Here is a 25,533-nt window from a genome sequence, read left to right as displayed (position 1 = left end):
CCGCCGCCAAGGAGAAGAACCTCAACTACGTCAAGCTCGACGGCGAGGTCGGCATCATCGGCAACGGCGCGGGTCTCGTCATGAGCACCCTGGACGTCGTCGCGTACGCCGGTGAGAACCACGGCGGCGTCAAGCCCGCCAACTTCCTCGACATCGGCGGCGGCGCCTCCGCGGCCGTCATGGCGAACGGCCTGGAGATCATCCTGGGCGACCCGGACGTCAAGTCCGTCTTCGTCAACGTCTTCGGCGGCATCACCGCGTGCGACGAGGTCGCCAACGGCATCGTCCAGGCCCTGAAGCTCCTGGAGGACCGCGGCGAGGACGTCACCAAGCCGCTGGTCGTGCGTCTGGACGGCAACAACGCCGAGCTGGGTCGTCAGATCCTCTCCGACGCCAACCACCCGCTGGTGCAGCGCGTGGACACCATGGACGGCGCGGCCGACAAGGCCGCCGAGCTCGCGGCTGCGAAGTAAGGACGAGGGAACACAGCCATGGCTATCTTCCTCAACAAGGACTCCAAGGTCATCGTCCAGGGCATGACCGGTGCCACGGGCATGAAGCACACCAAGCTCATGCTGGCCGACGGCACGAACATCGTCGGCGGCGTGAACCCGCGCAAGGCCGGCACGTCCGTCGACTTCGACGGCACCGAGATCCCGGTCTTCGGCACGGTCGCCGAGGCGATGGAGAAGACGGGCGCGAACGTGTCCGTCCTCTTCGTGCCGCCGGCCTTCGCCAAGGCCGCCGTGGTCGAGGCGATCGACGCCGAGATCCCGCTCGCGGTCGTCATCACCGAGGGCATCGCCGTGCACGACTCGGCCGCGTTCTACGCGTACGCCGTGTCCAAGGGCAACAAGACCCGGATCATCGGCCCCAACTGCCCGGGTCTGATCACCCCCGGACAGTCGAACGCCGGCATCATCCCGGGCGACATCACCAAGCCGGGCCGCATCGGCCTGGTGTCGAAGTCCGGCACGCTGACGTACCAGATGATGTACGAGCTGCGGGACATCGGCTTCTCCTCCGCCGTCGGCATCGGTGGCGACCCGGTCATCGGCACCACGCACATCGACGCGCTCGCCGCGTTCGAGGCCGACCCCGACACCGACCTGATCGTGATGATCGGTGAGATCGGCGGCGACGCCGAGGAGCGGGCCGCGGCCTTCATCAAGGAGAACGTGACCAAGCCGGTCGTCGGCTACGTCGCGGGCTTCACCGCGCCCGAGGGCAAGACCATGGGCCACGCGGGCGCCATCGTCTCCGGCTCCTCCGGCACGGCCGCCGCGAAGAAGGAGGCCCTCGAGGCCGCGGGCGTCAAGGTCGGCAAGACCCCGACCGAGACCGCCAAGCTGGCGCGCGAGATCCTCGCCGGCTGAGGCACCCCACCGCACGCCCGTGGGCCCGCCCCCTGCTCGGGGGGCGGGCCCACGGGCGTGTCACCCGGCTTCCCGCGGTCAGCGTCCGAGGGGCACGAGCCGCTCCGGACCGTTCTCCGTCCGGCTGCGCAGCATGTCCCGGAGCTCCGCCTCCTCGTCCGACAGCGCGCCCTGCGACACCCGCGGTGGCAGCCCCTGGACCGGACGTCCCTTGGCCACCGGCGGCTCGTAGTGCGTGGGAGCCGTCCGCAGGGCGAACGCGGTCGTCCCGATCAGGGCGACGGTGAAGGCGATGGCGGCATGCGTCCAGAACCGGGTCCGCCGTTCGCCGCCCGTGCGCACCCGCGGCGGCTGCGTCGCGCGCAGCCGCTCCGTGGCGGCCAGCGCGGCGAGACGGCGCTGCAGTTCGGGCGGATCGGCCAGGTCCGGAAGGCGTGCCGCGACGACCTCGCGGGCGTGCAGCAGGCGGCCCGCCGCGGCCGGGGTGCTGGCCTCCGTCTCCGCCGCCGTCTCGGGCAGGTCCAGGCCCACACCGTCGTACAGCAGGAGCGTGCGGCGGTACGGCGGCGGGAGTTCGAGGAGCGCGGCGAGCAGGGTGCGGTCGGACGGGTCGGCCGGTGGCGCCTCCGGGTGGCGGTAGCGGGGGCGGAAGCGGTGCCAGGGGGAGAGGGCGCAGTCGTACGCCGCCGCGCGCACCCACCCCGCCGGGTCCCGGTCCCGGGCCACCTCGGGCCAGCGCTGCCAGGCGAGTTGGAAGGCCCGCTCGACCGACTCGCGGGCGAGTTCGCGGCGGCCGGTGAGCAGATAGGTCTGCCGTACGAGGGCGGGGGCGCAGAACGCGTACAGCGCGTCGAAGGCCTGAGCGGGCGTCAGCGGCGCGGTCGGCTCCGGTTCCTGAGGCTGCGTCACGGACGGCCCTTTCGCACGGAAAAGTACATAAACATATATTGAGCGACACTTCGGTGGTTCGCCTGTTACGACGGAAAAGCGCGTGTCGTTGGGACCATGACGGTCGTGATCCAGATGACCGCTCGCCGACCGCCCCTGTCGTCCCTGCTCGTCCGTCTGCGCGACCGATCGCCCGGACTGGCCGCCAGTCTTCTGGGCGGCGCCGTGGCCGCCGGGCTGGGGCTCGGATCGCTCGCCGTGCTCGTGACGCTGCTGTGGATCAGTTCGCCCTACCCCGACAGCGGGCCCGGCGGCGCGCTGCATGTCGCGGCGGCGCTGTGGCTGCTGGCGCACGGCGCCGAACTCGTCCGCACCGACACGCTCTCCGGCACCCCCGCGCCGGTGGGCGTGACGCCGCTGCTGCTGCTCCTCGTCCCGGTGTGGCTGGTGCACCGTGCGGCGCGGGACGCGGTCGACGGCGGCGAGGAGGAGGCGCCGGGCGCGTCGGGCCCGACGGCGTGGGCGGGCGTCGTCCTCGGCTACCTCGGCGTCGGCGCGGCCGCAGCCCTGTACGCGTCCGGCGGTGAGCTGCGGCCCGACTGGGTGTGGACGGCCGTCTGCCCGCCGCTGCTCGTCATGGGGGCGGCGGGCCTGGGGGTGTGGACGGCGTACGGCCGTCCGCGCGAGGCGCTGGACGGAGTGCTGGTGCTGCTGCCCGCGGGCCCGCGGCGACTGCTGCTGGGGACCGAGGGACGTGTCCGGCTGGGCGTGGCCGCGCGGGCCGCGGGGGCCGGGGCCGCGGTGCTGGCCGGCGGCGGGGCCCTGCTGGTCGGGGCGTCCCTGGGATGGCACGGCGCTGCGGCCCGCGCGTCCTTCCTGCATCTGACGGAGGGGTGGTCGGGGCGGTTCGCGGTCCTGCTGCTGTGCGCGGTGCTGGTGCCGAACGCGGCGGTGTGGGGGGCGTCGTACGCGCTGGGCCCCGGATTCGCGCTCGGCGCCGGTCACCTGGTGACCCCCCTGTCGTCGGCACCGGTGTCGCTGCTGCCGCCGTTCCCGCTCCTGGCGGCCGTGCCGGAGGCGGGCGCCGGGGGGTGGGCGAACTGGGCCGCGGCGGTGGTGCCGGTGACGGCCGGGGTGACGGCCGGGTGGCTGGTGGGGCGGGCGGAGCCGGCGGCGGGCGGCGGTGCGGGGACGGAAGGATGGTCGCGGGGCAGGACCGCCGGTGTCGCCGGGCTGGCGGCGCTGTTCTGCGCGGCCGGGGCCGCGGTGCTCGGCGCACTCGCCGGCGGCCGGCTCGGGGTCGCGACGCTCTCCCGATTCGGGCCGGTGTGGTGGCAGGCGGCCGGCGCGGCGTTCCTGTGGATCGCGGCGCTGTCGGTGCCGACGGCGCTGGGCCTGCGGGCCTGGGGGCGCCGGCCGAGGAGGTCGCCCGTCGAGCGGGTCGTGAAACCGCGGACGCGGACGCCGGGAGGAGGTCGCCGACTGACCGGGCCGTTGTACGCGGCAGGAGCCTGGCTCGGCATCCAGAAGGAAGCCGGGGCAGACGGGACGCGGACGAGCGACGACGCCGCTCCCGTGCCCTACGGCGGGACGAACGGCAGCACCCACGACCGGGCCCACGGTCAGCCCCATGGCCAGACCTACAGCCAGTCGTACGACCCGGACGACGACATCTACCGTCCGTTGCTCGCCCAGCGCGACACGGCCTTCGAGCCGTACGACCTGCTGCCGGCCGACCCCCCGAGGCCGCAGCAGCCCCCGTCGTCCCAGGAGGCCCCTTCGCAGCCGGAGCCGCAGCCGCAGTCGCCGTCGGAGGCGCCGCGCTCGCTGTGGTGGCCCGAGGACGACGAGGACTACGAGGACTACGAGGACGGCGAACCCGACGAGGAGGACTCCCTCCGGCCCTGACGGCCCGGTGCTCCGCCTGCCGCTCTAGCCGTTCGTGCCCAGCAGGCCTCGCAGCTCCTTCGGCAGCAGGTGGCTGCAGGACTGCTTGGCCTGGTTGGTGAGGGCGTCGTTCGTGCAGGTGTAGTAGTCGCGGTAGACCAGCTGGGCCGTGAACGTCGCGGCCACCAGGGCGATGGCCAGGGAGGCGGTCACCAGGCCGCTCACCGCCGCCGTCGTCTGCGGGCGGTAACCGGCGTCGGAGGTCGGGGCGTTGTTGTTGTCGCCGGGGCGGGTCTTGGCGCGCAGCGCGCTGCCGCCCCAGTACAGGGCCAGCGCGCCGAGGAGCAGGGACACGTACGGCCAGCTGAAGAGGGCGAAGAAGAAGGCCCACATGCCGCACAGGAGGGAGTAGCGGGCGCGGCGCTGCACCGGGTCGGTCGGGTCCCAGCGCATGCCCGTGCCGCCGGGCGCGGGACCGCCGCCGGGGCCCTCGGGGCCGGGGGCCGGGCCGCCGGGGCGCTCGCCGAAACCGCCGGAGGAGCGGCCCGGCTGGCGGTCGCTCCACTGGCTGCCCCAGGGGGAGTGGTCCGCGGAGTCCTCGCCGTCCTCGCCGCCCGCAGGGCGGCGCGGCTGCCACGGCCGGTCCGGCGTGCCCTCCGGCGGCGGGGCGAAGGGGTTGTCGTCCTGGGTGCCGCCCGACTCGTCGTCCTTGCGGTCCGACGGCGCGTCGGGCGGTGAGGCCGGGCGCTCACGCAGCAGCGCGGCGCCGCGCTCCCCTCCCTGGGCCGGGAGCGGGGGGAGCGTGAGGAGTCGCAGACTGCGGTCCGACATCAAGAGAGCGTCTTCCCCTTGGTGAACGTGTTCGTGAACCTGGCGAACGGGCTGGGTACGGCTGGTCCTGCGGGAGCCGTCACACGGTCAACGCGCCGCACGGCGGGCGCGTTCCCGAACCGGCTCCTCCCAGACGCTACCTTCCGGCCACGCCCCCGTCCCGTGGGGGCCTTCTCATGTGCCGGTATCGTTGCTGACGGTCGGCCGCTTCGTAGACTTCCCCGTATCCGGGAGCGCGAAGCATTCGTACGAATGTACAAAGCGCCACGTCATCGCGTACGGCGGTCCGGCCGCCGAAGAACGTTCCCCCGAGAAAGGGCCCCACCGTGGCCGCCAAGCCCGTGGTCAAGCGCCTCGTCGTGCTGGTCTCCGGATCCGGCACCAACCTGCAGGCGCTCCTCGACGAGATCGCGGCCGGCGGGACCGAGGCCTACGGGGCGGCGGTCGTGGCCGTCGGCGCGGACCGCGACGGCATCGAGGGGCTCGCGCGCGCCGAGCGGGCCGGGCTGCCCACCTTCGTGCGCAGGGTCAAGGACTACGACACGCGGGACGAGTGGGACGCCGCCCTCGCCGAGGCCGTGGACGCGTACGAGCCGGACCTCGTCGTCTCCGCCGGGTTCATGAAGATCGTCGGCAAGGAGTTCCTGGCCCGTTTCGGCGGACGGTTCGTCAACACGCACCCCGCCCTGCTGCCCAGTTTTCCCGGAGCCCACGGTGTGCGGGACGCGCTCGCGTACGGCGCCAAGGTCACCGGCTGCACCGTCCACTTCGTCGACGACGGCGTCGACACCGGCCCGATCATCGCGCAGGGCGTGGTGGAGGTCCGGGACGAGGACGACGAGAGCGCTCTGCACGAGCGCATCAAGGAAGTCGAGCGAAGGCTGCTCGTCGAGGTCGTGGGGCGCCTCGCCCGCAACGGCCATCGCATTGAGGGACGAAAGGTAGTTATCCAGTGACCGCCACCGCCGGGACCAGTAAGCGGCCGATCCGCCGGGCGCTCGTCAGCGTCTACGACAAGACGGGCCTCGAAGACCTCGCGCGCGGCCTGCACGAGGCGGGCGTCGAACTCGTCTCCACCGGGTCCACGGCCGGCCGTATCGCCGCCGCAGGTGTCCCCGTCACCAAGGTCGAGGAGCTGACCGGCTTCCCCGAGTGCCTGGACGGCCGGGTCAAGACCCTGCACCCCCGGGTGCACGCGGGCATCCTCGCGGACCTGCGCCTGGAGAGCCACCGCGAGCAGCTCGCCGAGCTGGGCGTGGAGCCGTTCGACCTGGTCGTCGTCAACCTCTACCCCTTCCGGGAGACCGTGGCCTCCGGCGCCACCCCGGACGAGTGCGTCGAGCAGATCGACATCGGCGGCCCCTCGATGGTCCGCGCCGCCGCCAAGAACCACCCGTCCGTCGCGGTCGTCACCAGCCCCGACCGCTACGCCGACGTCCTCAAGGCAGCGGCCGACGGCGGCTTCGACCTCGCCACCCGCAAGCGCCTGGCGGCGGAGGCCTTCCGGCACACGGCCGAGTACGACATCGCCGTCTCCTCCTGGTTCGCGTCCTCCTACGCGCCCGCCGAGGACGGCTCGCAGTTCCCCGAGTTCATCGCCACCAGCCTGGACCGCGCCCACACCCTGCGCTACGGCGAGAACCCGCACCAGCCGGCTGCCCTCTACACCTCCGGCACGGGTGGCCTGGCCGAGGCCGAGCAGCTGCACGGCAAGGAGATGTCGTACAACAACTACACGGACACGGACGCCGCGCGCCGTGCCGCGTACGACCACGACGAGCCGTGCGTCGCGATCATCAAGCACGCCAACCCCTGTGGCATCGCCGTCGGTTCGGACGTCGCCGAGGCGCACCGCAAGGCGCACGCCTGTGACCCGCTGTCGGCGTTCGGCGGCGTCATCGCCGTCAACCGGCCGGTGTCGAAGGAGATGGCCGAGCAGGTCGCCGAGATCTTCACCGAGGTCATCGTCGCGCCCGACTACGAGGACGGCGCGCTGGAGGCCCTCGCCAAGAAGAAGAACATCCGCGTCCTGAAGGCTCCGGGCCGCCCCGAGTACCCGGTCGAGGTCAAGCCGATCGACGGCGGCGCCCTCCTGCAGGTCACCGACCGCCTCCAGGCCGACGGCGACGACCCGGCCAACTGGACGCTGGCGACCGGCGAGGCGCTGTCCGCGGACGAGCTCGCCGAGCTCGCCTTCGCCTGGAAGGCCTGCCGCGCCGTCAAGTCCAACGCCATCCTGCTCGCCAAGGACGGCGCCTCGGTCGGCGTCGGCATGGGCCAGGTCAACCGCGTCGACTCCGCCAAGCTCGCCGTCGAGCGGGCCGGCGAGGAGCGCGCCCGCGGCTCCTACGCCGCCTCGGACGCGTTCTTCCCCTTCCCCGACGGCCTGGAGATCCTCACCGCGGCCGGCGTCAGGGCCGTCGTCCAGCCCGGCGGCTCGGTCCGCGACGAACTGGTCGTGGAGGCGGCGAAGAAGGCAGGCGTGACGATGTACTTCACGGGGACCCGCCACTTCTTCCACTGACCCCGAACGCGAAACGCGGCCTCCGGCCCTCCCCGAGGAGGCCGAGGCCGCGTTTCGTGTCGTGGGCGGGTGGTCTCAGTTCTGGATGACCATCGTGCTCGCCGCCTTGTCGTGCCAGCCCTGCTGGCGGCCCGACTTGTCCCAGAACGGGGACAGGAAGACCAGGAGCTGGCCGATGCCGCAGAGGAAACCGCCGACGGCGATGATGATGTAGCGGATGAACGACGAGCCCAGGCCGGGCTTCTGGCCGGTGTCGGCCTTCACCACGCGGACGCCGACGGCCATCTTGCCCAGCGTGGCGCCGAGCAGGCCGATCATCATCCACTCGTAGAGCAGGCCGAGGACCGCGAGGGCGCCGAACACCACGAAGAACTTGCCCGCGAAGTCGGAGCCGGCGTTGTCGACGCAGGTGCTGTAGTCGGCGGAGTTCGGGTCGCAGTCGTTGACCGAGTTCATGGCGCCCGCGATGCCGGCGAAGCTGAGCACGGAGTAGACGGCGCCGAGGATCAGCCAGTCGATGACACGGGCGCCGAAGCGGCGGCCCATCGAGGCGACGTTGGGCATCGGGCCGCCCGGGTAGCCGCCGGGGTAGCCGCCGCCCTGCGGGTAACCGGGCTGCTGCGGGTAGCCGCCCGGCTGCTGCGGATAGCCGTAGCCCTGCTGGGGCGGGACGCCCTGCGGGGGCTGCTGCGGGTAGCCGTAACCGGGCTGGCCCGGCTGGCCGGCGGGGGGCTGCTGCGGGTAGCCGTAGCCCTGGGGCGGCTGCTGCGGGTTCTGCGGCTGCTGACCGTAGGGATTGTTGGGCGAGCCGAAACTCATGGCCGGTTTTCCTCCGTTGCACAAGCGGGGACGATGCGGATGGCGCGGAGGAATAACACGATGTGAGCGGTTTGCCCCCCGAACACGAACCGCGATACTGCGCCGTTCATCGTTCTTCACCCCTGACTGGCTTGTCCAGTGGCATTTCGCATGTGTTGTGCAAGTGCAATGTGGCTGATCATGGACGTGCCCTCGGGCGGGACCCGGATTGGAACCGGGGGGCGGTCATCCGCGAGGATGGGGCCATGACCGCCCAGATTCTCGATGGCAAGGCCACCGCAGCCGCGATCAAGTCCGATCTGACCGCCCGCGTGGCGGCGCTGAAGGAGAAGGGCGTCACGCCCGGCCTCGGCACGATCCTCGTCGGGGACGACCCCGGCTCCCAGAAGTACGTCGCGGGCAAGCACCGCGACTGCGCCGAGGTGGGCATCGCCTCCATCCAGCGCGAACTGCCCGCCACGGCCACGCAGGAGGAGATCGAGGCGGTCGTCCGGGAGCTCAACGAGGACCCGGCGTGCACCGGTTACATCGTCCAGCTGCCGCTGCCCAAGGGCATCGACGAGAACCGCATCCTGGAACTGATGGACCCGGACAAGGACGCCGACGGCCTGCACCCGATGAACCTCGGCCGGCTGGTGCTCAACGAGCCGGCGCCGCTGCCCTGCACCCCCAACGGCGTCCTCACCCTGCTGCGCCGCTACGGCGTGGAGATCAAGGGCGCCGAGGTCGTGGTCGTCGGCCGCGGCGTCACCATCGGCCGCCCGATGCCGCTGCTGCTGACCCGGCGCAGCGAGAACGCCACCGTGACCCAGTGCCACACCGGCACCCGCGACCTCTCGGCGCACCTGAAGCAGGCCGACATCGTCATCGCCGCCGCAGGCTCCGCCCACCTGATCCGGCCCGAGGACGTCAAGCCGGGCGCGGCCGTCCTCGACGTCGGCGTCTCGCGCAGCGCCGAGGGCAAGATCGTCGGCGACGTCCACCCCGGGGTCGCCGAGGTGGCCGGCTGGATCTCGCCGAACCCCGGCGGCGTCGGCCCGATGACCCGCGCCCAGCTGCTCGTCAACGTGGTCGAGGCGGCGGAGCGCAGTGTCGGCTGAGGCGAGGCGCCCCGAGGGCGGCGCGGGCGACACCGGCGACACCCGTACCGGCGTGGCCGGTGCCGAGCGCCCGGCGGTGGACCTCCGGCGCCGCGAGCGTTCCGACCGCACGGGCACGGGCACGGACCCCGAGCGTGAGGTCGGGCACCCCGAGGAGCAGGCCGAGGAGACCGTCCGGGACGCCATCAGCGCGCCCGACGCGCAGGGCGTGCCCCGCCGCGTGACGCGCCGCTTCCCGCTGTTCACCCGGGACACCGCGCGCCCCGAGGGCGGCGGTCGGGCCGCCCCGGGCGACGCCCCGGCGCCCGCCCGGCAGTGGCCGATCCTCGCTGTCCTCGGCCTGGTTGCCGTCGGCCTGCTGCTGACCGCGCTGGACGTCTTCCGGGTCGGCACGCTGCTGATCGGGGTCGCCCTGGTGGCCGGTGCCCTGCTGCGCTGGACGCTGCCCGACGTCGGCATGCTCGCCGTGCGCTCCCGCTTCACCGACATCGTCACCTACGGCGTGCTCGGTCTCGCGATCGTGGTGCTGGCGATGATGGTGCAGCCCAATCCGTGGCTGCAGATCCCGTTCCTGAAGGACACCCTGCACTTCACGGTGAGCAGCGGCTGACCGCGTCCGGCGCGGTGACGACGGCCCGTCCCCTCCCCCGGGACAAGGACGGGCCGTCGCCAGGACCACCCTTGCGGAGGGCGAAGTCCCTGTTCAACGGCTGTCCGCACGCTGTGGCACGGAGGTGACCGTTCCGCAACGCGGGAACCATCGGCGGGCCGGCTTCGTCACCTGCTCAGACGAGCAGGACGAGGACGCCGTGGAGGTGGGCGATGGGCGGCTGGCAGCCGCTGCCGGACGATCTGCCGCCCGAGGTGCGGCACTTCGTGGAGCAGTTGCGGCTCCTGAAGGACACGACGGGGCTCAGCCTCGTCGCGCTCGGCGCCCGTACCGCGTACAGCAAGTCCTCCTGGCACCGCTACCTCAACGCCACCCAGCCGCCGCCCCGGCAGGCCGTCGCTGCCCTGTGCCGGATCGCCGGGCTCGACGGCACGGAGGCCGAGCGGTTCGGGGTGCGCTGGGAACTCGCCGTCCAGGCCTGGCCCCGGCCCGCGAAGCCCGCCGGGAGCGAGGAGAGCGGCGGCTACGAGGACGATCCGACCCTGCCCTGGTGGGACGCGCCGGAGGAGGGCGGGCAGGGGCGCGGGCCGGGCGGACGGCTGCTGCTGTACGCCGTCGTGCTGCTCCTCCTCATGCTGCTGACGGCGGTCGTCGGCGCCGTCGCGCTCGGCTGAGTCGCCCGTGGGCCGGGGGGAAAAGTCCGTGACGGGTGAGGTTGTCCGTGTGTGGCTGCGGTGTCGATGTATCGACGAGTTCGCGGATTTGACACAGGGTTGTTCGACGAGGGAGCTAGCGTGACGAGTCCCACCGGGGGCGCACCCGTGCGCCCCCGCCCTGGGAACTGAGACCCTGGTGGGGCGCACTCCGGTGGGTAGCCAGGGACGGGGACCCGGCCCGTGCCGGGCACGCGCGAGGTAGGAAAGAAAGCACCAAACGGGGGGAAGAGGGGGGAAGCAATGCCTCGTTGGAGGGCCTTGCCGGACGAACTCGATCCGCAGGTCAGGGAGTTCGCGAGCCAGCTGCGGCGGCTCGTGGACCGCAGCGGCCTGAGCATCGCGTCGGTGGCCGACCGTACGGGCTACAGCAAGACGTCCTGGGAGCGGTACCTGAACGGCCGGCTGCTCGCGCCCAAGGGCGCCATCGTGGCGCTGGCCGAGGTCACGGGCACCAACCCGGTCCATCTGACGACGATGTGGGAGCTCGCCGAACGCGCCTGGAGCAAGTCGGAGATGCGCCACGACATGACGATGGAGGCCATCCGCATCTCCCAGGCGCGCGCCGCGCTCAGTGAGTTCGGGCCGCCCCCGGCGAACGTCAAGGGCGGCAAGGCGGCCCGCAGGTCCGGCAGCGCGACGGCGACGCCGGGGATCGCGGGACCGGCGGGCGTGGCACCGACGGTGCCCCCGCAGCCGACGACGTCGCCGGACACACGGGAGCCGGGCACCCGGAAGCAGGAACCCCGGGAGCCGGACTCCGGGGCGACGGAGACTCGGGAGCCGGACGGCGCCCCGGGCGGATCGTCCGGCGCCAACTCCTGGAAGGTGGCCGGCTATCAGGGCCCCTCGCCGGCGGGCGGGCGCCCGCAGCAGCCGGCCCCGCCGGCACCGGCTTCGACCCCACCGGCCTCCACCGCACCGGCCTCCGCGCCCGCGGCCTCCGCCGCCACCCCGCAGCCGCCGGGTGTCTTCGGCGACGCCCCGCAGGGTCCGCGGCCCGGAGGCCCGGACACCCCCTCCGGGGGCGCCGGCAGGCGGCGGCTGACGATGTTCCTCGCGGGCGTCGTCGGCGTCCTGGTCGTGATGGCGGCCGTGTTCTACCTGACCGACAACGGCGGCAAGAAGAGCGCGGGCGGACACGCCTCGCCGTCGCCCTCGGTCAGCTCCGTCGACCTCCCGGCCGGAGTGAAGTGCGCCGGCGCCTCCTGCGCCGGCAAGGACGCGGAGGCCATGGGCTGCACCAAGGACGTCGCCGCGGTGACCACCGCCAAGACCGCGACGGTCGGCACGACCACCGTCGAGGTCCGCTACAGCAAGACCTGCGGTGCCGCGTGGGGCCGTATCACCGCCGCCGCGCCCGGCGACGCCGTCCAGGTGACCGCGGGCAAGGCCAAGCAGAGCGACAGCATCACGCAGGCGGGGGACACCATCGCGTACACGCCGATGGTCGCGGTGAAGGACGCGGGCGAGGCGAAGGCCTGCGCCACGCTGTCGTCCGGCCTCAAGGGGTGCACGCCCTAGACACCCGGGCACAAAGGGGGCGGCCGCCCGTCCGGGAGAGGTGAGACGGAAGCGGCCGCCGCTGGGGGGTACCGACAGTGCCGGACTCCCGTGGGGGTACCGTTCGCGTGCCCGGGATGGGGGCGCCCATGCGTGCTGTCCCGGATTTCTTTCGGGCGGCTTCACTCTGTGGGCTGGGCCACACGGACCCGGCCGTCCGGGATCCCGGATGCGCGATAGCCTGACCGGTGGATCTCTCTTGATACCAAGAGATCGATCATCTGTACGTCCCACCCGGACGACACCACCGCCAGCTGTCCTACGGAGAACGCCATGACCCGCACTCCCGTGAACGTCACCGTCACCGGCGCGGCCGGCCAGATCGGTTACGCCCTCCTCTTCCGCATCGCCTCCGGCCAGCTGCTCGGCGCGGACGTGCCGGTCAAGCTCCGCCTCCTCGAGATCACGCCCGCGCTCAAGGCCGCCGAGGGCACGGCGATGGAGCTGGACGACTGCGCCTTCCCCCTCCTCCAGGGCATCGACATCACCGACGACCCGAACGTCGCCTTCGACGGCACCAACGTCGCCCTCCTCGTCGGCGCCCGCCCGCGCACCAAGGGCATGGAGCGCGGTGACCTCCTCGAGGCCAACGGCGGCATCTTCAAGCCCCAGGGCAAGGCCATCAACGACCACGCCGCGGACGACATCAAGGTCCTCGTCGTCGGCAACCCGGCCAACACCAACGCGCTCATCGCGCAGGCCGCCGCCCCGGACGTACCGGCCGAGCGCTTCACCGCGATGACCCGCCTCGACCACAACCGCGCGCTGACCCAGCTCGCGAAGAAGACGGGTTCGACGGTCGCCGACATCAAGCGCCTGACGATCTGGGGCAACCACTCCGCCACCCAGTACCCGGACATCTTCCACGCCACGGTCGCCGGCAAGAACGCCGCCGAGGTCGTGAACGACGAGAAGTGGCTGGCCGAGGACTTCATCCCGACCGTCGCCAAGCGCGGCGCGGCCATCATCGAGGCCCGCGGCGCCTCCTCCGCCGCGTCGGCCGCCAACGCCGCCATCGACCACGTCCACACGTGGGTCAACGGCACCGCCGACGGCGACTGGACCTCCATGGGCATCCCCTCGGACGGCTCCTACGGCGTCCCGGAGGGCCTGATCTCCTCCTTCCCGGTCACCACCAAGGACGGCACGTACGAGATCGTCCAGGGCCTGGACATCAACGAGTTCTCCCGCGCCCGCATCGACGCCTCCGTCAAGGAGCTCGAGGAGGAGCGCGAGGCGGTCCGCGGCCTCGGCCTCATCTGAGACCGCAGTTCCCGGCCGCTGGCGCAGCGGCCGGGAACTGTCATGTCCGGGTGTCGGTCCCGGCGGTGGGGACGACGAGTTCCGCCAGTTTCAGGAGGGCGCTGGTCGTCGCGAACCGCAGCTGGTTCGGTTCCCAGAGGGGCGAGCGCAGCGCGCTGTCGAAGGGGACGCACACGATCCGGTCGAGATGCGTGATGCCCAGTCGACGCACGACGCGCTCCCGTGGTCTCGGGCTGTTGGGGCCGCCGATCTGGGTAGCTACCACGATCGCCTCGTCGGCCAGGCGATGGCGGCCCCCCTCCCGTACCGTGTGCAGCATGCGTGCCGCCGAGTCGAGGAACCAGTCGTCGGTGCCACAGCAGACGATCAGCTGGTCCGTGTGGTCGAGGACCACGTCCGCCGTCCGGTCCAGGCGCTTGGGCGACCAGTCGGTCAGTACGAACGAGTAGTACGGTGCCGTGTACTCCAGCACGCGTACGTACTCCTGGGCGTGCAGCGGGTTGGGGCCGTAGTGGCCCGCACGGTGGGCGGCCACTTCGAGCCCGGACGCCAGACGCGTGGTCAGGGCACGAACGGCCGCGTAATCCGGGTCGGGTGGCAGGGCTGCCAGGTCCCGCACCGTGGCAGGGTTGCGCCGGGTGAGGAACGTGTCGAGCGCCCCCTCGGAGACGGCACCGTCCACTGCCAGCACGGGCTCGCCCCGCGCCGCGGCGAGCAGTGAGCCCAGAAGAACGGTCGTCGTCGCCCGCCCGCTGTAGTGGTAAGCGCCGACCAGGGTAAGCCGCCTGCCGTACGACATCGGGACCCTGAGCCGCGCCAGGCGGGCCTCCATCTCGTGGCGCCCCGCGCCGAAACGGGGCAACCGCATCGGGAACGAGCCGGCGTCTCTTCCCTCAGTCTGTCGAGGCACGCTGAGATGCCCCCGGGCAGCTGCCCGCGTCGCGGTCCGGCCCGTGACGGTCTGCGAGCCGTGGGACCGGGTCTGGGCGATATAGCGGGCCAGCAGATCGGCGACCTCGCTCGCCGCCGGCCGCAGTCCGGGATCAGGGTCGAGACAGCGCAGCACCAACTTCCGCAACGGCTCCCAGGTGTCTCCCTGCCACAGGTGCATGCCCTCCGGGAGGGCTGCCAGACGCAGGCCCGCCTTGGTGCTGACGAGCTGCAGAAGCCCGCCCAGCGAGCGCACGTTCTCCGCAGCCGTCGGTGCCGGGCCGGGACCCAGGTGCCGTCCGTCCACCGCGCAGTCCGAGAGGTCGCCGAGAGCCACGGTGCGTCGCAGCACGTAGACGTTGTCGGCGTTGAAGTCCGCGAGGATCAGGCCCGAGGCGTGGCAGAGGGCGAGGGCACTGGCCATGTGGTAGCCGACGAGGAGCCCGCTGAGCGTGTCGAAGGGCGCGGTCCCGGTGCGGATCGCCTCGTTGACGACGTCGACCAGCTGCGACGGCCGGGCGTGGGGCGCCTCCGTGTCCGCGATGGGAGCCATCGCGAGCCAGGGCGGAGACTCCTCGAATCCGGTGGCGAGCAGCGCGGGAGCATACACGCCCTGGAGTCTGCTCAGCGCCTCTGCCTCGGTCTCCAGCAACCGGGCGTTGGCCGCGGGCAGGTCCGGCCGTGGAACGCGCAGAACGGCTTCCGTCCCGTCAGCGGCGACACCCCGGTAGAGCAGCGTACGGCGTCCTCGGCGTCGCCCCAGCAGTTCGTACGGGCCGAGCCGCACGGGGTCTTCCGCGGTCAGCAGTCTCCAGTCGTCCGCCGTCCCGGTGGAGTCGGGCTCCTGCTCCGGCCCCGGCAGCGGTGAGGCGCGGTCGAAGGAGACGCCGAACCGGCTGAGCAGTCGTCGCTCGACGCTGGTGAACGGCTGATGCGAGGCGGGCAGATGGGCGGGGCCGTCCGGGTGGGCGAGCCAGGCGGGGAAGTCGGGGGAGTTCCCAGCCAGCTCCTCCAACCTGTGACCGATCAGGCGTCCCGTACGCAGGAGTTCGGCCTGTGGCACCGCGTCCAGCAGAACGGTCTTGGACTCCTCCGCGAAGTCGAACACGCGGTGCTTGGCGGGCAGCGGGCCGGGCACCGGCGCCGGATGCGGGAGAACGAGCCCCCCGAGGAACACCTCCGCCAAGTGAGAGGGCCTGGCCGCCAGTACTTCTCGCTGCACCAGCCGCATCACCGGCACTGACAGCGGTGACACGGCTGCCAAGTGGGCCGCCAGACGGTAGGCCTCCGGGGTGGCGGCGTCCCGGAAGTGCCGGACGCTGGCCACGTCGCGTGAGGCGACGACGGCGCCGTACCGGCCGGGCCGGGTCAGCAGGGGCAGTTCCGCGGTGGTGCCCGGCGAGGCGAGCAGGCGGGCCCAGCCGCCCAGAGATGCGGGCGTCGGCTCCAGGACCGCCACCGGCACGCCGTCGAAGGCGGCCAAGTCCGGTGGCAGCAACGGGTCGGAGATCTCCCAGGCGGTGTTGGCGCCGCCGATGCGCCGGGTGGTGACCTGCCAGCGCTCGGCGGCGATGCCCGAGGCCTCCCACATCTCGGGCGGCAGTGTGTGCAGAACCGCGACCGGTCCGTGGGCGGCCCGTTCCGCCAACAGGTCGTGCATCGCCCCGCTCCGCCACGCGGCGCCCATACCGTCGCTGACGACGAGCACGAGGGTGCGCCCCGAGGGGTCGTTGACGGTACTGAGGGGCAGTCGCGGGCTGTCCGGTCGGAAGGCGCCGGCGTGCAGGACCGGTGCGCGTCCGCTGGTGTCGAGCCCGAGCACCCTGGTGACGGAGAATGCGCCCAGGCGTTCGAACAGCAACCTCAGTTCGGCGCCGAGCCGGTGCCAGAGCAGCATGGACAAGCCGTCGTCGACGAGCAGCGCGAGGTGCAGCCAGCGTTCCCGTACAGGGCGCTCCACCACGTCGGGCAGTCCGGTCTCGGCGAACTGGGCCGCGGTGCGCTCCTCGTCGATCTCCAGGCGGTGGCGGCTGTTCCGGCGGCGTCGCAGCGGCTTCAGTGCCCGGCCCACGGCGAGTTCGTCCGCCAGTGCCTTGCCCTCCGGCACCCGGACCGGCATGGCTTTGCGGGGCTCCGAGCCTGGCCGCCCGGCGCGCGGCCGCGGGGCAGGGGCCTGGCGAGCCGCCGCGTACAAGGACGAGGGGATGAGGTCCGGCAGATCGGGGTCGTCGGGATCCGGCGGCGCCTGCTCTGCAGCAGCCCGCTCCGGCTCGGGGGCGGCAGGCGCTGGAGTGGCCGGCTCGGGGACGGTGGGCGGATCCGGGCGCAACGGCGCGTGCTCGCCCACCGGCAGCCGACGGGCCAGCCACAGCACGTCGAGGACCTGATCGGCGTCCAGATCGTGACCGCAGGCAGCGAGGATCCGCAGTGCCTCGGCGAACCGCTCGCCGGGACCGCCCGCCATCGTCACATCGCCCCGGTGAGCTGGTGCAGCACGGCGTCGAGCAGTCCCTCCGCATCCAGGTCGACGCCCCCGGTCCGCAGGAAGACCGCGTTGAGCAACTGATCGGTGGCGAGTTCGCCCGGGGCGCGGCGGCGCAGGAACGCCTCGATCAGATCGTCGGCCGCGCGCAGCGCCTCTTCGCCCAAGTGGGCCGCGACGATGGCCCGCAGCCGCTGCCGGTCCGGCTGCTGCAACTGGAGACGGATGCAGCGGCGTAGGAACGCGGGCGGGAAGTCCCGCTCGCCGTTGCTGGTGATGACGACGACGGGGAACTCCGCACACTGGACGCGGCCCTGGTGGACGAGGACGGTGCCCCGGTGGTCGTAGGTCTGGACCTCGACGTCGGCCATGTCCTCCGGCAGCCGGGTCAATTCGGGGATGTCGAAAACGCCTTCTTCGAAGACGGTGAGGAGGTCGTTGGGCAGGTCGACGTCGCCCTTGTCCATCTCGTCGATGAGTAGACAGCGCGGGGCGGTCGAGGGCACCAGTGCGGTGCCGAGCGGGCCGAGCCGGATGAACGTGCCGATGGACGGCTCACGTTCGTCGCGGTCCCGGCTGAGCGACGACTCGCGCAGCCGGCTGATGGCGTCGTACTGGTAGAGGGCGTCCTTGACCGTGGAGCGGCTGTTGACCGGCCAGCGCAACAGCCGGCCCAGGCACAGTTCGTGGGCTACCGCATGGGCGAGCGACGATTTGCCGGTGCCGGCCGGTCCCGTGACCAGCAGCGGACGGCGCAGGTGCAGCGCGGCGTTGACGACGTCGGCATGCCGCTGCTCGATGAGGTAGGGCAGCTCGGGGCGCAGCTCCGGCACGGGGCTGAAGCGGCGCCACGGCGGAGCGGACGGGAGATCGACGGCCCTGGGCACGCCGTCGCCGCGAAAGAGGCGCCAGTCCGCCTCGGGAGCCGGTGTCATGAGCTCTCCTGTGGTTCGGTCAGCTGCAGTCGGGGGATGGTTCGGTCGGCGTCGGCCCAGGCCAGGACCGGCTGACCGGGGAAGGCGGAGGGATCGGCCAGCGCGTAGGCCCGGTAGCCGAGCACTCCGTCGGGCAGATGCCGGGTGGCGACGTCCGTCATGTGCTTGACGGCGTGGGATCTCCCCTCCGATCCGCGGTCCCACACCACCACGGGTATGCCCAGGGCGAGGCACGTCTGCACGATGCCGTCCCGCTGTCGACCGGGTGGTACGTCCACGGAGACGCGGACCGTGTCCAGTTGGTTGACGAGCCTGGCGTAGAGCCTCACCGGATCGGTGGACTCGTCGACCCGCAACGGCCCTCCCGAGTCGAGCCGACTCCACCGGGTGTGCCAGTGGGGCTCGAACCGCTTGTGCCTGCGCAACAGTTCGGGACAGTGCACCACCACCGGGAACTCCACACCGAGCACTCCGCGCACGAGTTCGCCCGGAACCTGCGCCTCCCACTCGTCGACCGGCAGGTCGAGGCTGTCGCGGTCCACGAACACCTCGATCAACGGTGGCTGGAAATCCCCCGTGGCGGGTGGCAGGGAGTCGATCACCCGCAGCACCTCTCGGGCTGCCTCCGAGGGCGAGTACGACCCCCCACTTCCGGTCGACATCCGCTGCGGGCCGGACCCCTCGTCGCACCAGATTCCCAGCCGGTGGCGATCGGACTCCGCCTGCTTGACCTCCACCAGGACGCGCACGCGGGCAGAGCGCTCCCTCACCGTGCGCGCCCAGGCCTGGGCATCCCAGCGCCGCTCGTCCAGAGCGGCCAGGGCGACGCCGAGCCGTGAGGCCACCCCTCTCGTCCACAGGCGCAGTTCCGCCTGGGAGGGCTCCGGGCACAGCACGGCGAGGTACTCCATGACCCGCAGCAGTGCCGGGACCCTGCGTTCACCAGCGCCCGAGCCGCCGTCCCCGGGCAGTGACTCCAACTGGTCGAGCAGCATGTCGAGATCCGAGCCATCCGGGAAGGTGGCGAGGTGAGGCAGCGCGGCGCGTACCGTCTCGGGCAGCCGCCCGAGCAGACCGGGATCCATGTCCCGCAGCCGCTTCCGCAGTTCGACGTACTCCTGTGCGGTCAGCAGTTTCGCGGCGGGGATCGCACCGGCGGCGGCCAGTACCCGGTCGGCGCCGTCACCGGGCTGCCGCCGCAGGATCGCCGAGAGTGCGGCCGGGGCGCGCGGGTGGGCGAGCAAGAACGACGCGAATTCCTCGGGTGTGGGAGGGGTGACATCGCTGCCGTGCCGAACACCGCAGGCACGCGCCAGCCGCAGGCCGCACTCGACGCGCGGGTTTCCCGAAGGCAGCAGGTCCGCGACCAGGTCCGCCACCGCCGCGAAGACCGGGTCGTCGGGATCGATGGTCTCGGGCGAGAGGGTGTCCAGTACGCCCAGCGGACGCAACTCGGTCTCGATGCGCTGCCACGGGATGGCCCAGCTTCGCCGGGCCATGTTCTGCGGGTTGTACGGCGCAACGGCGCCGCTGCCGGGGTCCGGGTCCGGCAGGAACGCGCCGGCCACGAGTCCGACCACGGCGTTCAGTTGTGGGGACCACAGAGGGCTGCCGCTGTAACCGGGCCCGACGGCCATTCCGGTGGGCGCACCGTCGACGTAACCGACGGAACCGGCGAGCAGGGTGACGGTGAGATCGGCGAACGTGGCGTCATTGCCGCTGCCGTGCCATGCCTGCACCCGCTGATCCTGTGACATCGCGGTCCTGCGCGGAGGCGCGGGCAGTTCGCCGGAGGGCGTTTCCAGTCTCAGCAACGCCAAGTCGCCGAGCCAGGTGGCGTCTCCGTTGACCACCCTGCCGCCGTTGGCGGACCGTGGCGGGATCCAGTGTTCCAGGATCGCGTAGTCCTGACGAAAGCCGGTCTTTCCACGCAGCTCCACGGGTACGGCCACCCGCCCCGGATCACGGGAGTCGAACAACGGCAGGCCCAGCGCGTCGTTGACGACATGAGCACAGGTGAGCAGGGTGTCGGCGCCGACGACGACGCCCGCTCCCGCGACCCGGTCGTCGTCGGTCCGTCGCACGGTCACGACATGACGGGTGGGAACGCCGTCCGGGGTCGGCGGGGCCAGCAGGAACCAGCCCATGGCTACTCCGAGCCCGGTGTCGCCCCGTCTCCGGCGGACGGGGGCGGCTTCCATGTCGCGGTGACCGTGAGGTGCGCCTGCCCGTTCCCGCCCACAATTCCGAACTTCAGATCCTGCCCCACCTGCACCCCGAACGTCACGGTCATTTCGGCCGGCGGCTCGGGCACTGCCTTCACCGCGTCGTGCACCTCCTGCAGCAGGATCCCCAGTGGTACCAGGGCACGCCGCAGACCACTGGCCGCGAAGTCGGCGACGCCCCGTCGTCCGGCGGCCACAGGGACCGGTGAGCCCATACCCTCAGGGAGATCTCCGGCCCGTTCAGGGATCGCTCCGGGCGGGGCGGGAGTGAGCAGGAACCGTACGGGCGTACCGTCGTCGAATTCTGACTGCGCAGCGGTGGACACGGCAACAGTGTGGCTCAACCGGCCTCGCCAGGCAGCGTGTTCATCAGTCAGCCGGGAAGGACGAGCCGGCCTGGGGTGGGCGTCGGCATGTCACGGACTCGTACGGGCCCCGTTCCGGTTCTTTCCGGAACGGGGCCCGTGGCCGTTTTCGCCGCTACCGTCTAAAGCGTTGCTCAATGGGGTGATTCGGGGGACGTCGGCATGAACGGATGGGACGGACGCAGCTCCGGTTCCGGGGCGGAGCGCGAGCCGAGCGAGGAGAGAGGCCAGGCGGCCTGGTCCGACGGCGGCGGGACCGGAAGCGTTCCCCCGTGGGCCTCGGCGGAGACCCAGACGGGCGGGACGCTCCCGCCGCCCTGGGTGCCGCCCCCGCCGGCCCCGGCGCGCCCCGCACCGCCGTACTCCGGGCACCCCACACCGCCGTACACCCTGCCCCCCGTCCCCGCCCCGGCCCCCCGGCACCGTGCCGGCCGGATCGTCGGGGTCATCGCCCTGATCGTCGCGGTCGGCGCGGGCACCGGCGCCGGGACCTGGTACCTCGTGCGCGAGCACCGGACGGACACCGGCGCGGGTCCCGTGAGCGTCAGCTCCACCTCCTCGGCTCCCACGCCCTCCGCCTCGCGTCCACCGAGCACCCCGCCGGCCACCCCGGCCACGTCGGCCACGACGACGCCGGCCTCGCCGCTGAACTCCCCCTCCGCCGGCTACCGCCGCGCGCAGGACCCCGTCGGCTACTCGATCGACGTCCCCCAGGGCTGGTCCCGCCGCGAGAAGCAGGGCAAGCTCGCGCCGATCGTCTACTACGACGCCCCCGCCGACGGCCGCCAGCTGCAGATCTTCCAGGTCACCGAGTCCACGCCGTACAAGTCGCTCACGCTCGCCGAGACCGACCCCGGCTACGGCTTCGCCGCGCAGCCCGGTTACCAGGTCGTCGAGCGCGACCACGGCGACACCTGGGCCGAGCTGTCGTACCGCTACACCGACGCGGACAAGGGCGCCCGCCAGGTCATCGACCACCGCTTCGAGGCCCCCGACGGCACGCTGTACGCGATCCGCGCCAGCGGTCCCGCCGCCCTGGACCCCGAGCAGGTGCGGGAACCGCTGCGGATGGCGGTGCGCTACTTCTGCCCGACGGGCACGGAGTGCGCCTAGCTCAGCCGACGGGTTCCCTGGTGGCGGCGGCGGACGGGCGCGACCGCGTCACCGGCACCGTCCCGGCCTCCCACCCCGGCTTCGCCGAGGGCATGGGCCCGTCGACGCCGCTCTCGCCGAACTCGGCCTGAAGCGGCGGGTGGTGGGGGCCGTCGGGACGTTCCCCGCCTCGCTCTTCGTGCTGCGGGACACCGACCTGGTCGGGCTGATCAGCGGGTGGGGGTTCCCGCCGGCGGCGGCGCTCGACCTGGCTGCCGCTGGGCATGGCCTGGCACCCGCGGCACGACGCCGACCCCGCGCACGCGTGGCTGCGGCGGACCCTGCGGGAGGTGCCGGCCCGGTGGTCGTCCGGCCGGGCAGGGCCCGTCAGCGGGGTCCCAGCCGCTTCTCGAACCAGTGGCTGGCGTAGACGTGGTCGACGTACGCCGGGATCTCGCGGTAGCCCGCCGCCCGGTACATCGCCTGCGCCTCGGTGAGGCTCGCGTGCGTGTCGAGGCGTACGACCCTGTGGCCGCGGGCCGCCGCCTCGTCCTCCAGGGCGGCGAGGATCCGGCGGGCGAGGCCGAGACGCCGGGCCCGCGGGTGCACCCACACGTGCTTGATCTCGCCCACGCCCGGCTCCAGGGTGCGCAGCGCCCCGCAGCCCACCGCCCGCCCCTCCTCGTACGCCACGAAGAACGCGCCCGCCGTCCCGGACACCTCCTGCGGCCGCACCAGGTCGGAGGGGTCGAAGCCCTCCGGGAAGCGCGCGTCGATGTCGGCGGCGTAGGCGTCGAGGCAGGCGCGGGCGTCCGGGGCGGCGCCGTCGACGAGGTCGACGGTGATCGCGGCCAGCCGCAGCAGGCGCTGTGCGGTGGCCATGGCCTCCACCAGCCGGTCGCGCTGGACGGGGGTGAGGGTGTCCAGCAGCCCGGCCGCGAGGGCGTCGGCCCGGCGGTTCTGCTCCGTGACCTCCAGCCGCCCCGCGTCCGTCGGCTCGATCGTGCGCAGCCGGTTGTCCTGCGGGTCGACGCTGATCCGGACCATGCCCTGGGTCTGGAGCGCCTTGGTCATCCGGCTCAGATACCCCGCGTCCAGACCGAGCCGGCCCCTGAGCTCCCGCAGGGACACGCCGCCCGGCGTCCCGGCGATCTCGAACAGCAGCCGGGCCTCGCCGAGCGGGCGGTCCTGGCCGAGGTAGTGGTCGTCCAGCGCGCCGATACGGCGGGTGAAGTACCGGTTGAACCGGCGCAGAGCCGCGACCTGCTCCGACGGGACCTGCTCCGACGGCACCTGATCCGCCGACACGGGCTCCGTACGTCCTGGCTCCCTCATCCTTTGACTTTAGTCAAAGAACTCTGCGTCGTCCATCCCTCGACATTCCGGTTTCGCCGCCCCACCCGCCCCTCTATGCTGATGGTTTGTCAACTGAACGTCTGACAACGGTCATTCCACGCATCGGGGGAGCAGCGTGAGCACCGCGTACGTGCCGCAGCAACCACAGCCGACGACGCCCACGGCGGCCTCGCCGGCACCACCCACCCCACCGCACGCCAGCGAGGCGACCCGGCTGCTGTGTGCGGGCACCTACCTGGATTCCGGTTACCGCGACCGCGTCATCGAGGAGCTGCACCTCAACGAGCAGCGGATCGTGGCGCCCTCGCTCGGCTTCGACGCCGCCCGCGTCCTCGCCCACGCCCTGCGCGCCCGGCGCCACGAGCTGCTGTGGGCCGGGGCGATCATCGGGCTGTGGCTGGTCGGCACGGCCGCCGGCGGCCGACTTCTGCTGTTCTTCCTCTGGCCGAGCGTGCTGCTCGCCCTCGCGCCGTGGATCAGGGGCCGCAGCGAGCAGCCCTCGCGCTACCGCCGTCTCGCCGCCTTCCTGCTGCGCTGGTGGGGCCGTCTCGCCGTCGCCGTCGTGCTGGCCCTGACCGTGCTCGCCGCGTTCGGCGGCTCCGGCGACGGTTCCTCCTCCGGCTCGTACGACTCGTACGGCTCCGACTACGGCTACTCCGACTCGTCGAGCTTCACCGACACCTTCTCGCCGGCCGACATCGTCGACACGGTCAAGCCCTGGCAGGCCTGGCTCACGCTCGGCGTCCTCGCGGCCATCGGCTGGTGCGTGTACGCCCAGCGCAACCAGTTCAGCCGCGCCCTGGCCGCCGAGCTGTCCCCACAGCGCTTCCCGGACGCCGCCGGCGACCCCGCCGAGCAGGCCGACAACCCGCGCTTCCAGCGGCTGAAGCAGCGCATCCGCCTGGAGCAGCACGCGCCGCTGGTCATGTACCACGAGGCGCGCCCGTTCTGTGGTGCGGGAGCGGCGTACGACACCTGGGTGCTGGCCGTGGAACTGCGGGCGGACGAGGAGCACAAGGAGCAGCTGCCGCTGAGCAACCGCACGATCCTGGAGCGGATCCGCCCCCTGCTCGAACAGCTGCGCGTCCCGTCCGCGTACGCGGGCCCCGGGGTCCGCGACCGGCTGCGCTGGCTGGAGATCGACGAGTGCGTGTTCCTGCCCGTCGAGGGACTGCTCACCCGTGACCAGGCGCCTTACACCCCGCAGGCCTTCGACGAGCACCGGGCCCGGGCCGTGGAGGAGGGCGCCGAGAAGCGGCGGCACTTCCTGCGCATCCGGGTCGGCGGCTGGGAGGAAGAGCTGGTCGTCACGGTGTTCGTGCGCATCCACACGCAGGGCCGGATGCTCATGCTGGAGATCGCGCCGCACGTGCTGACGCCGGTGCGCGCCGACTTCAAGGACGCCGACCGTACGGCGCACCGGTTCCGGCACAACAGCGCGCTGGGCAAGGCGGCCGGGGCGCTCGTCCTGGTACCCGGGTCGGCGGGCCGCTCGCTGGGCCAGCTCGGCCGGGGTGCGGTCTACCTCTGGCGGCTGCTGACCGGCGGCTACGCGGGCGCGCTGCCGGACGGTCCGGCGGTGTCGGTGCGCGAGCTGGGCTCGGCGCCGGCCGGATCGCTCTTCCAGGAGATGGACGTGGTCCGCTACCTCCGCAGCGTGCAGGACCGGGTGGCGAACGGGGTACGGGCCGCGCTCGCCGAATCCGGTTACGAGACCGGCGAGTTCGTCCAGAAGGTCGTCAACATCAGCAACGGCGACGTGAACATCGGCAACATCTCGGGCAACAACACCTTCGCGGTCGGCAGTCACGCGTCCGCCTTCTCCACCGACTCGGGCGGCGCGGCGCCGCAGCAGAAGGGAGCCGACAGCAATGGCCGGTAACGAGCCGAGCGTCAACTTCGGGAACATCTCGGGCAACAACACCTTCGCGGTCGGCAGCCACGCGCGTGCCGAGAGCCACCATCACCACGGCGCCGGCGCCGCTCCGCAACTGGACGAGGCGACGGAACAACTCCTCGCGGCGGTCCGGGACCTGCGGGCGGACCTCGCCGAACGGGTGCGCGGCACCGACCAGACGGCGACCCTCGACGAGGCCCTCGCCGAGACGGAGTCGGAGATCACCAGCACCGGCCAGGCGGGCCAGACCCGCCGCGAACGTCTGCGTGAGCTGCTGTCCGACTCGCAGGCCCTGGTCACGTTCCTCGCCTCGGCCGGAGCGCTCGCCGGGCTGCTGGGGATGTGAGACGGACATGGTGAACGGGGGACGGCGGGTCCGGGGAGGGGGACGACGGTCATGAGCGGGGGACCGAGGTACTGGAACGAGGACACCCAGCGCTGGGAGGACGGCGACGCGGAGAGCCCCTCGACGACCCAGCCGACGTCACCGCCACCGGGACGGCCGCCGGTCGCGCCGACGGTGCCCGGCCCGGACGAGGGGGGTGTGGCTGGAGGGACGGCCGGTGCGGGCGAGGCGGGCGTGGCCGCAGAGGCGGCGGATGCCGGGTCCTCCGCGGGCGGCAAGGACGGCGGAACCGCGCCGACTCGGCCCGCCGCGGCGCCGGGCGGCTGGCCCG

At 72.6% G+C, this 25,533-nt stretch carries 21 protein-coding genes and 3 pseudogenes; 16 read left to right on the top strand and 8 right to left on the bottom strand.

Going from position 1 to position 25,533, the window contains the following annotated elements:
- Positions 1-473 (top strand): annotated as a pseudogene (locus tag M8J74_RS36800) (ADP-forming succinate--CoA ligase subunit beta); the annotation flags it as partial.
- An 18-nt stretch (positions 474-491) separates the two neighbouring features.
- Positions 492-1,376 carry a succinate--CoA ligase subunit alpha gene (gene sucD, locus M8J74_RS36795; RefSeq protein WP_249840589.1) on the top strand — a complete coding sequence of 295 codons (885 nt, stop codon included), beginning with the start codon at positions 492-494 and terminating at the stop codon, positions 1,374-1,376.
- Between the two features lie 78 nt (positions 1,377-1,454).
- Here sucD and M8J74_RS36790 read toward each other — a convergent pair whose 3' ends face one another.
- The gene (locus M8J74_RS36790; RefSeq protein ID WP_372500390.1) at positions 1,455-2,324 is read right to left on the bottom strand and encodes a SigE family RNA polymerase sigma factor; all 870 of its coding nucleotides are present in this window, start codon (positions 2,322-2,324) and stop codon (positions 1,455-1,457) included.
- A 57-nt stretch (positions 2,325-2,381) separates the two neighbouring features.
- Between M8J74_RS36790 and M8J74_RS36785 the strand changes: the two genes are divergently transcribed.
- Entirely contained in the window at positions 2,382-4,172 is a 1,791-nt protein-coding gene (locus M8J74_RS36785; protein WP_249840588.1) for a cell division protein PerM, read from the top strand.
- A 24-nt stretch (positions 4,173-4,196) separates the two neighbouring features.
- Here M8J74_RS36785 and M8J74_RS36780 read toward each other — a convergent pair whose 3' ends face one another.
- On the bottom strand, positions 4,197-4,982 hold the full coding sequence (locus M8J74_RS36780) for a hypothetical protein (protein WP_249840587.1): 786 nt from the start codon (positions 4,980-4,982) through the stop codon (positions 4,197-4,199).
- 326 nt (positions 4,983-5,308) lie between these two features.
- Between M8J74_RS36780 and purN the strand changes: the two genes are divergently transcribed.
- Together purN and purH are read left to right on the top strand one after the other, a co-directional pair.
- Positions 5,309-5,938 carry a phosphoribosylglycinamide formyltransferase gene (gene purN / locus M8J74_RS36775; protein ID WP_249840586.1) on the top strand — a complete coding sequence of 210 codons (630 nt, stop codon included), beginning with the start codon at positions 5,309-5,311 and terminating at the stop codon, positions 5,936-5,938.
- The gene (gene purH, locus M8J74_RS36770) at positions 5,935-7,506 is read left to right on the top strand and encodes a bifunctional phosphoribosylaminoimidazolecarboxamide formyltransferase/IMP cyclohydrolase (protein WP_249840585.1); all 1,572 of its coding nucleotides are present in this window, start codon (positions 5,935-5,937) and stop codon (positions 7,504-7,506) included. Before purN ends, purH begins: the two co-directional genes overlap by 4 nt.
- 75 nt (positions 7,507-7,581) lie before the next feature.
- On the opposite strand, the gene M8J74_RS36765 is transcribed toward purH, so the two are convergent.
- Positions 7,582-8,325, bottom strand: a complete 744-nt coding sequence (locus M8J74_RS36765; RefSeq protein ID WP_249840584.1) for an RDD family protein — start codon at positions 8,323-8,325, stop codon at positions 7,582-7,584.
- A 245-nt stretch (positions 8,326-8,570) separates the two neighbouring features.
- On the opposite strand from M8J74_RS36765, the gene M8J74_RS36760 reads away from it, so the two are divergent.
- The 5 genes from M8J74_RS36760 to M8J74_RS36740 all read left to right on the top strand — a co-directional run bounded on the left by M8J74_RS36760 (position 8,571) and on the right by M8J74_RS36740 (position 13,574).
- Positions 8,571-9,425: a bifunctional methylenetetrahydrofolate dehydrogenase/methenyltetrahydrofolate cyclohydrolase gene (locus M8J74_RS36760; protein WP_249840583.1), complete on the top strand. Its 855-nt coding sequence runs from the start codon at positions 8,571-8,573 to the stop codon at positions 9,423-9,425.
- A gap of 184 nt (positions 9,426-9,609) precedes the next feature.
- Positions 9,610-10,035: a DUF3017 domain-containing protein gene (locus tag M8J74_RS36755; RefSeq protein ID WP_372500389.1), complete on the top strand. Its 426-nt coding sequence runs from the start codon at positions 9,610-9,612 to the stop codon at positions 10,033-10,035.
- A 212-nt stretch (positions 10,036-10,247) separates the two neighbouring features.
- A complete protein-coding gene (locus M8J74_RS36750) occupies positions 10,248-10,709 on the top strand; it encodes a helix-turn-helix domain-containing protein (protein ID WP_249840581.1) in 462 nt (153 codons plus the stop codon).
- A 300-nt stretch (positions 10,710-11,009) separates the two neighbouring features.
- Positions 11,010-12,272, top strand: coding sequence for a helix-turn-helix domain-containing protein (locus M8J74_RS36745; protein WP_249840580.1), 1,263 nt, complete (start codon positions 11,010-11,012; stop codon positions 12,270-12,272).
- A 312-nt stretch (positions 12,273-12,584) separates the two neighbouring features.
- On the top strand, positions 12,585-13,574 hold the full coding sequence (locus tag M8J74_RS36740; protein WP_249840579.1) for a malate dehydrogenase: 990 nt from the start codon (positions 12,585-12,587) through the stop codon (positions 13,572-13,574).
- 40 nt (positions 13,575-13,614) lie between these two features.
- Here the strand turns inward: M8J74_RS36740 and M8J74_RS36735 are convergent, their stop codons facing one another.
- The 4 genes from M8J74_RS36735 to M8J74_RS36720 are packed head-to-tail and all read right to left on the bottom strand — an operon-like array spanning position 13,615 to position 20,361.
- Positions 13,615-16,968 carry an SAV_2336 N-terminal domain-related protein gene (locus M8J74_RS36735; RefSeq protein ID WP_249840578.1) on the bottom strand — a complete coding sequence of 1,118 codons (3,354 nt, stop codon included), beginning with the start codon at positions 16,966-16,968 and terminating at the stop codon, positions 13,615-13,617.
- Between the two features lie 2 nt (positions 16,969-16,970).
- The gene (locus M8J74_RS36730) at positions 16,971-17,921 is read right to left on the bottom strand and encodes an AAA family ATPase (RefSeq protein WP_249840577.1); all 951 of its coding nucleotides are present in this window, start codon (positions 17,919-17,921) and stop codon (positions 16,971-16,973) included.
- The gene (locus M8J74_RS36725; RefSeq protein ID WP_249840576.1) at positions 17,918-20,122 is read right to left on the bottom strand and encodes a VMAP-C domain-containing protein; all 2,205 of its coding nucleotides are present in this window, start codon (positions 20,120-20,122) and stop codon (positions 17,918-17,920) included. Before M8J74_RS36725 ends, M8J74_RS36730 begins: the two co-directional genes overlap by 4 nt.
- Positions 20,071-20,361, bottom strand: a complete 291-nt coding sequence (locus tag M8J74_RS36720) for a CU044_2847 family protein (protein WP_372500386.1) — start codon at positions 20,359-20,361, stop codon at positions 20,071-20,073. The genes M8J74_RS36725 and M8J74_RS36720 overlap by 52 nt, the downstream gene beginning before the upstream one ends.
- A 312-nt stretch (positions 20,362-20,673) precedes the next feature.
- Between M8J74_RS36720 and M8J74_RS36715 the strand changes: the two genes are divergently transcribed.
- The 3 genes and pseudogenes from M8J74_RS36715 to M8J74_RS36705 all read left to right on the top strand — a co-directional run.
- A complete protein-coding gene (locus M8J74_RS36715) occupies positions 20,674-21,624 on the top strand; it encodes a serine/threonine kinase C-terminal domain-containing protein (protein WP_249840574.1) in 951 nt (316 codons plus the stop codon).
- Positions 21,615-21,755, top strand: coding sequence for a hypothetical protein (locus tag M8J74_RS36710; RefSeq protein WP_249840573.1), 141 nt, complete (start codon positions 21,615-21,617; stop codon positions 21,753-21,755). Before M8J74_RS36715 ends, M8J74_RS36710 begins: the two co-directional genes overlap by 10 nt.
- Positions 21,707-22,100 (top strand): annotated as a pseudogene (locus M8J74_RS36705) (type 2 periplasmic-binding domain-containing protein); the annotation flags it as partial. The gene M8J74_RS36710 and the pseudogene M8J74_RS36705, both read left to right, overlap by 49 nt.
- On the opposite strand, the gene M8J74_RS36700 reads toward M8J74_RS36705, so the two are convergent.
- Entirely contained in the window at positions 21,991-22,938 is a 948-nt protein-coding gene (locus M8J74_RS36700; protein ID WP_249840572.1) for a MarR family winged helix-turn-helix transcriptional regulator, read from the bottom strand. The pseudogene M8J74_RS36705 and the gene M8J74_RS36700 overlap by 110 nt on opposite strands.
- A gap of 136 nt (positions 22,939-23,074) precedes the next feature.
- On the opposite strand from M8J74_RS36700, the gene M8J74_RS36695 reads away from it, so the two are divergent.
- From M8J74_RS36695 to M8J74_RS44685, 3 genes and pseudogenes are all read left to right on the top strand, one after another.
- Positions 23,075-24,841 (top strand): AbeC-like domain-containing protein, encoded by a 1,767-nt coding sequence (locus M8J74_RS36695; RefSeq protein ID WP_249840571.1) that lies wholly within the window; start codon positions 23,075-23,077, stop codon positions 24,839-24,841.
- Complete coding sequence (locus M8J74_RS36690) at positions 24,831-25,202, top strand: hypothetical protein (RefSeq protein ID WP_058923661.1); 372 nt, start codon at positions 24,831-24,833, stop codon at positions 25,200-25,202. The genes M8J74_RS36695 and M8J74_RS36690 overlap by 11 nt, the downstream gene beginning before the upstream one ends.
- A 51-nt stretch (positions 25,203-25,253) precedes the next feature.
- Positions 25,254-25,533 (top strand): annotated as a pseudogene (locus tag M8J74_RS44685) (hypothetical protein); the annotation flags it as partial.

Origin of the sequence: Streptomyces panaciradicis (assembly GCF_023516615.1) — a bacterium.
Classification (GTDB): Bacteria; Actinomycetota; Actinomycetes; order Streptomycetales; family Streptomycetaceae; genus Streptomyces; species Streptomyces panaciradicis.
This window is presented reverse-complemented; position numbering and strand designations above follow the sequence as displayed.

Bases quoted from the DNA above. Each gene is read 5' to 3' on its own strand.
- sucD (WP_249840589.1), top strand. From the start codon at position 492: ATGGCTATCTTCCTCAACAAGGACTCCAAGGTCATCGTCCAGGGCATG.
- M8J74_RS36785 (WP_249840588.1), top strand. From the start codon at position 2,382: ATGACGGTCGTGATCCAGATGACCGCTCGCCGACCGCCCCTGTCGTCC.
- M8J74_RS36780 (WP_249840587.1), bottom strand. From the start codon at position 4,982: ATGTCGGACCGCAGTCTGCGACTCCTCACGCTCCCCCCGCTCCCGGCC.
- M8J74_RS36765 (WP_249840584.1), bottom strand. From the start codon at position 8,325: ATGAGTTTCGGCTCGCCCAACAATCCCTACGGTCAGCAGCCGCAGAAC.
- M8J74_RS36760 (WP_249840583.1), top strand. From the start codon at position 8,571: ATGACCGCCCAGATTCTCGATGGCAAGGCCACCGCAGCCGCGATCAAG.
- M8J74_RS36750 (WP_249840581.1), top strand. From the start codon at position 10,248: ATGGGCGGCTGGCAGCCGCTGCCGGACGATCTGCCGCCCGAGGTGCGG.
- M8J74_RS36740 (WP_249840579.1), top strand. From the start codon at position 12,585: ATGACCCGCACTCCCGTGAACGTCACCGTCACCGGCGCGGCCGGCCAG.
- M8J74_RS36735 (WP_249840578.1), bottom strand. From the start codon at position 16,968: ATGGCGGGCGGTCCCGGCGAGCGGTTCGCCGAGGCACTGCGGATCCTC.
- M8J74_RS36730 (WP_249840577.1), bottom strand. From the start codon at position 17,921: ATGACACCGGCTCCCGAGGCGGACTGGCGCCTCTTTCGCGGCGACGGC.
- M8J74_RS36725 (WP_249840576.1), bottom strand. From the start codon at position 20,122: ATGGAAGCCGCCCCCGTCCGCCGGAGACGGGGCGACACCGGGCTCGGA.
- M8J74_RS36720 (WP_372500386.1), bottom strand. From the start codon at position 20,361: ATGGGCTCACCGGTCCCTGTGGCCGCCGGACGACGGGGCGTCGCCGAC.
- M8J74_RS36715 (WP_249840574.1), top strand. From the start codon at position 20,674: ATGAACGGATGGGACGGACGCAGCTCCGGTTCCGGGGCGGAGCGCGAG.
- M8J74_RS36700 (WP_249840572.1), bottom strand. From the start codon at position 22,938: ATGAGGGAGCCAGGACGTACGGAGCCCGTGTCGGCGGATCAGGTGCCG.
- M8J74_RS36690 (WP_058923661.1), top strand. From the start codon at position 24,831: ATGGCCGGTAACGAGCCGAGCGTCAACTTCGGGAACATCTCGGGCAAC.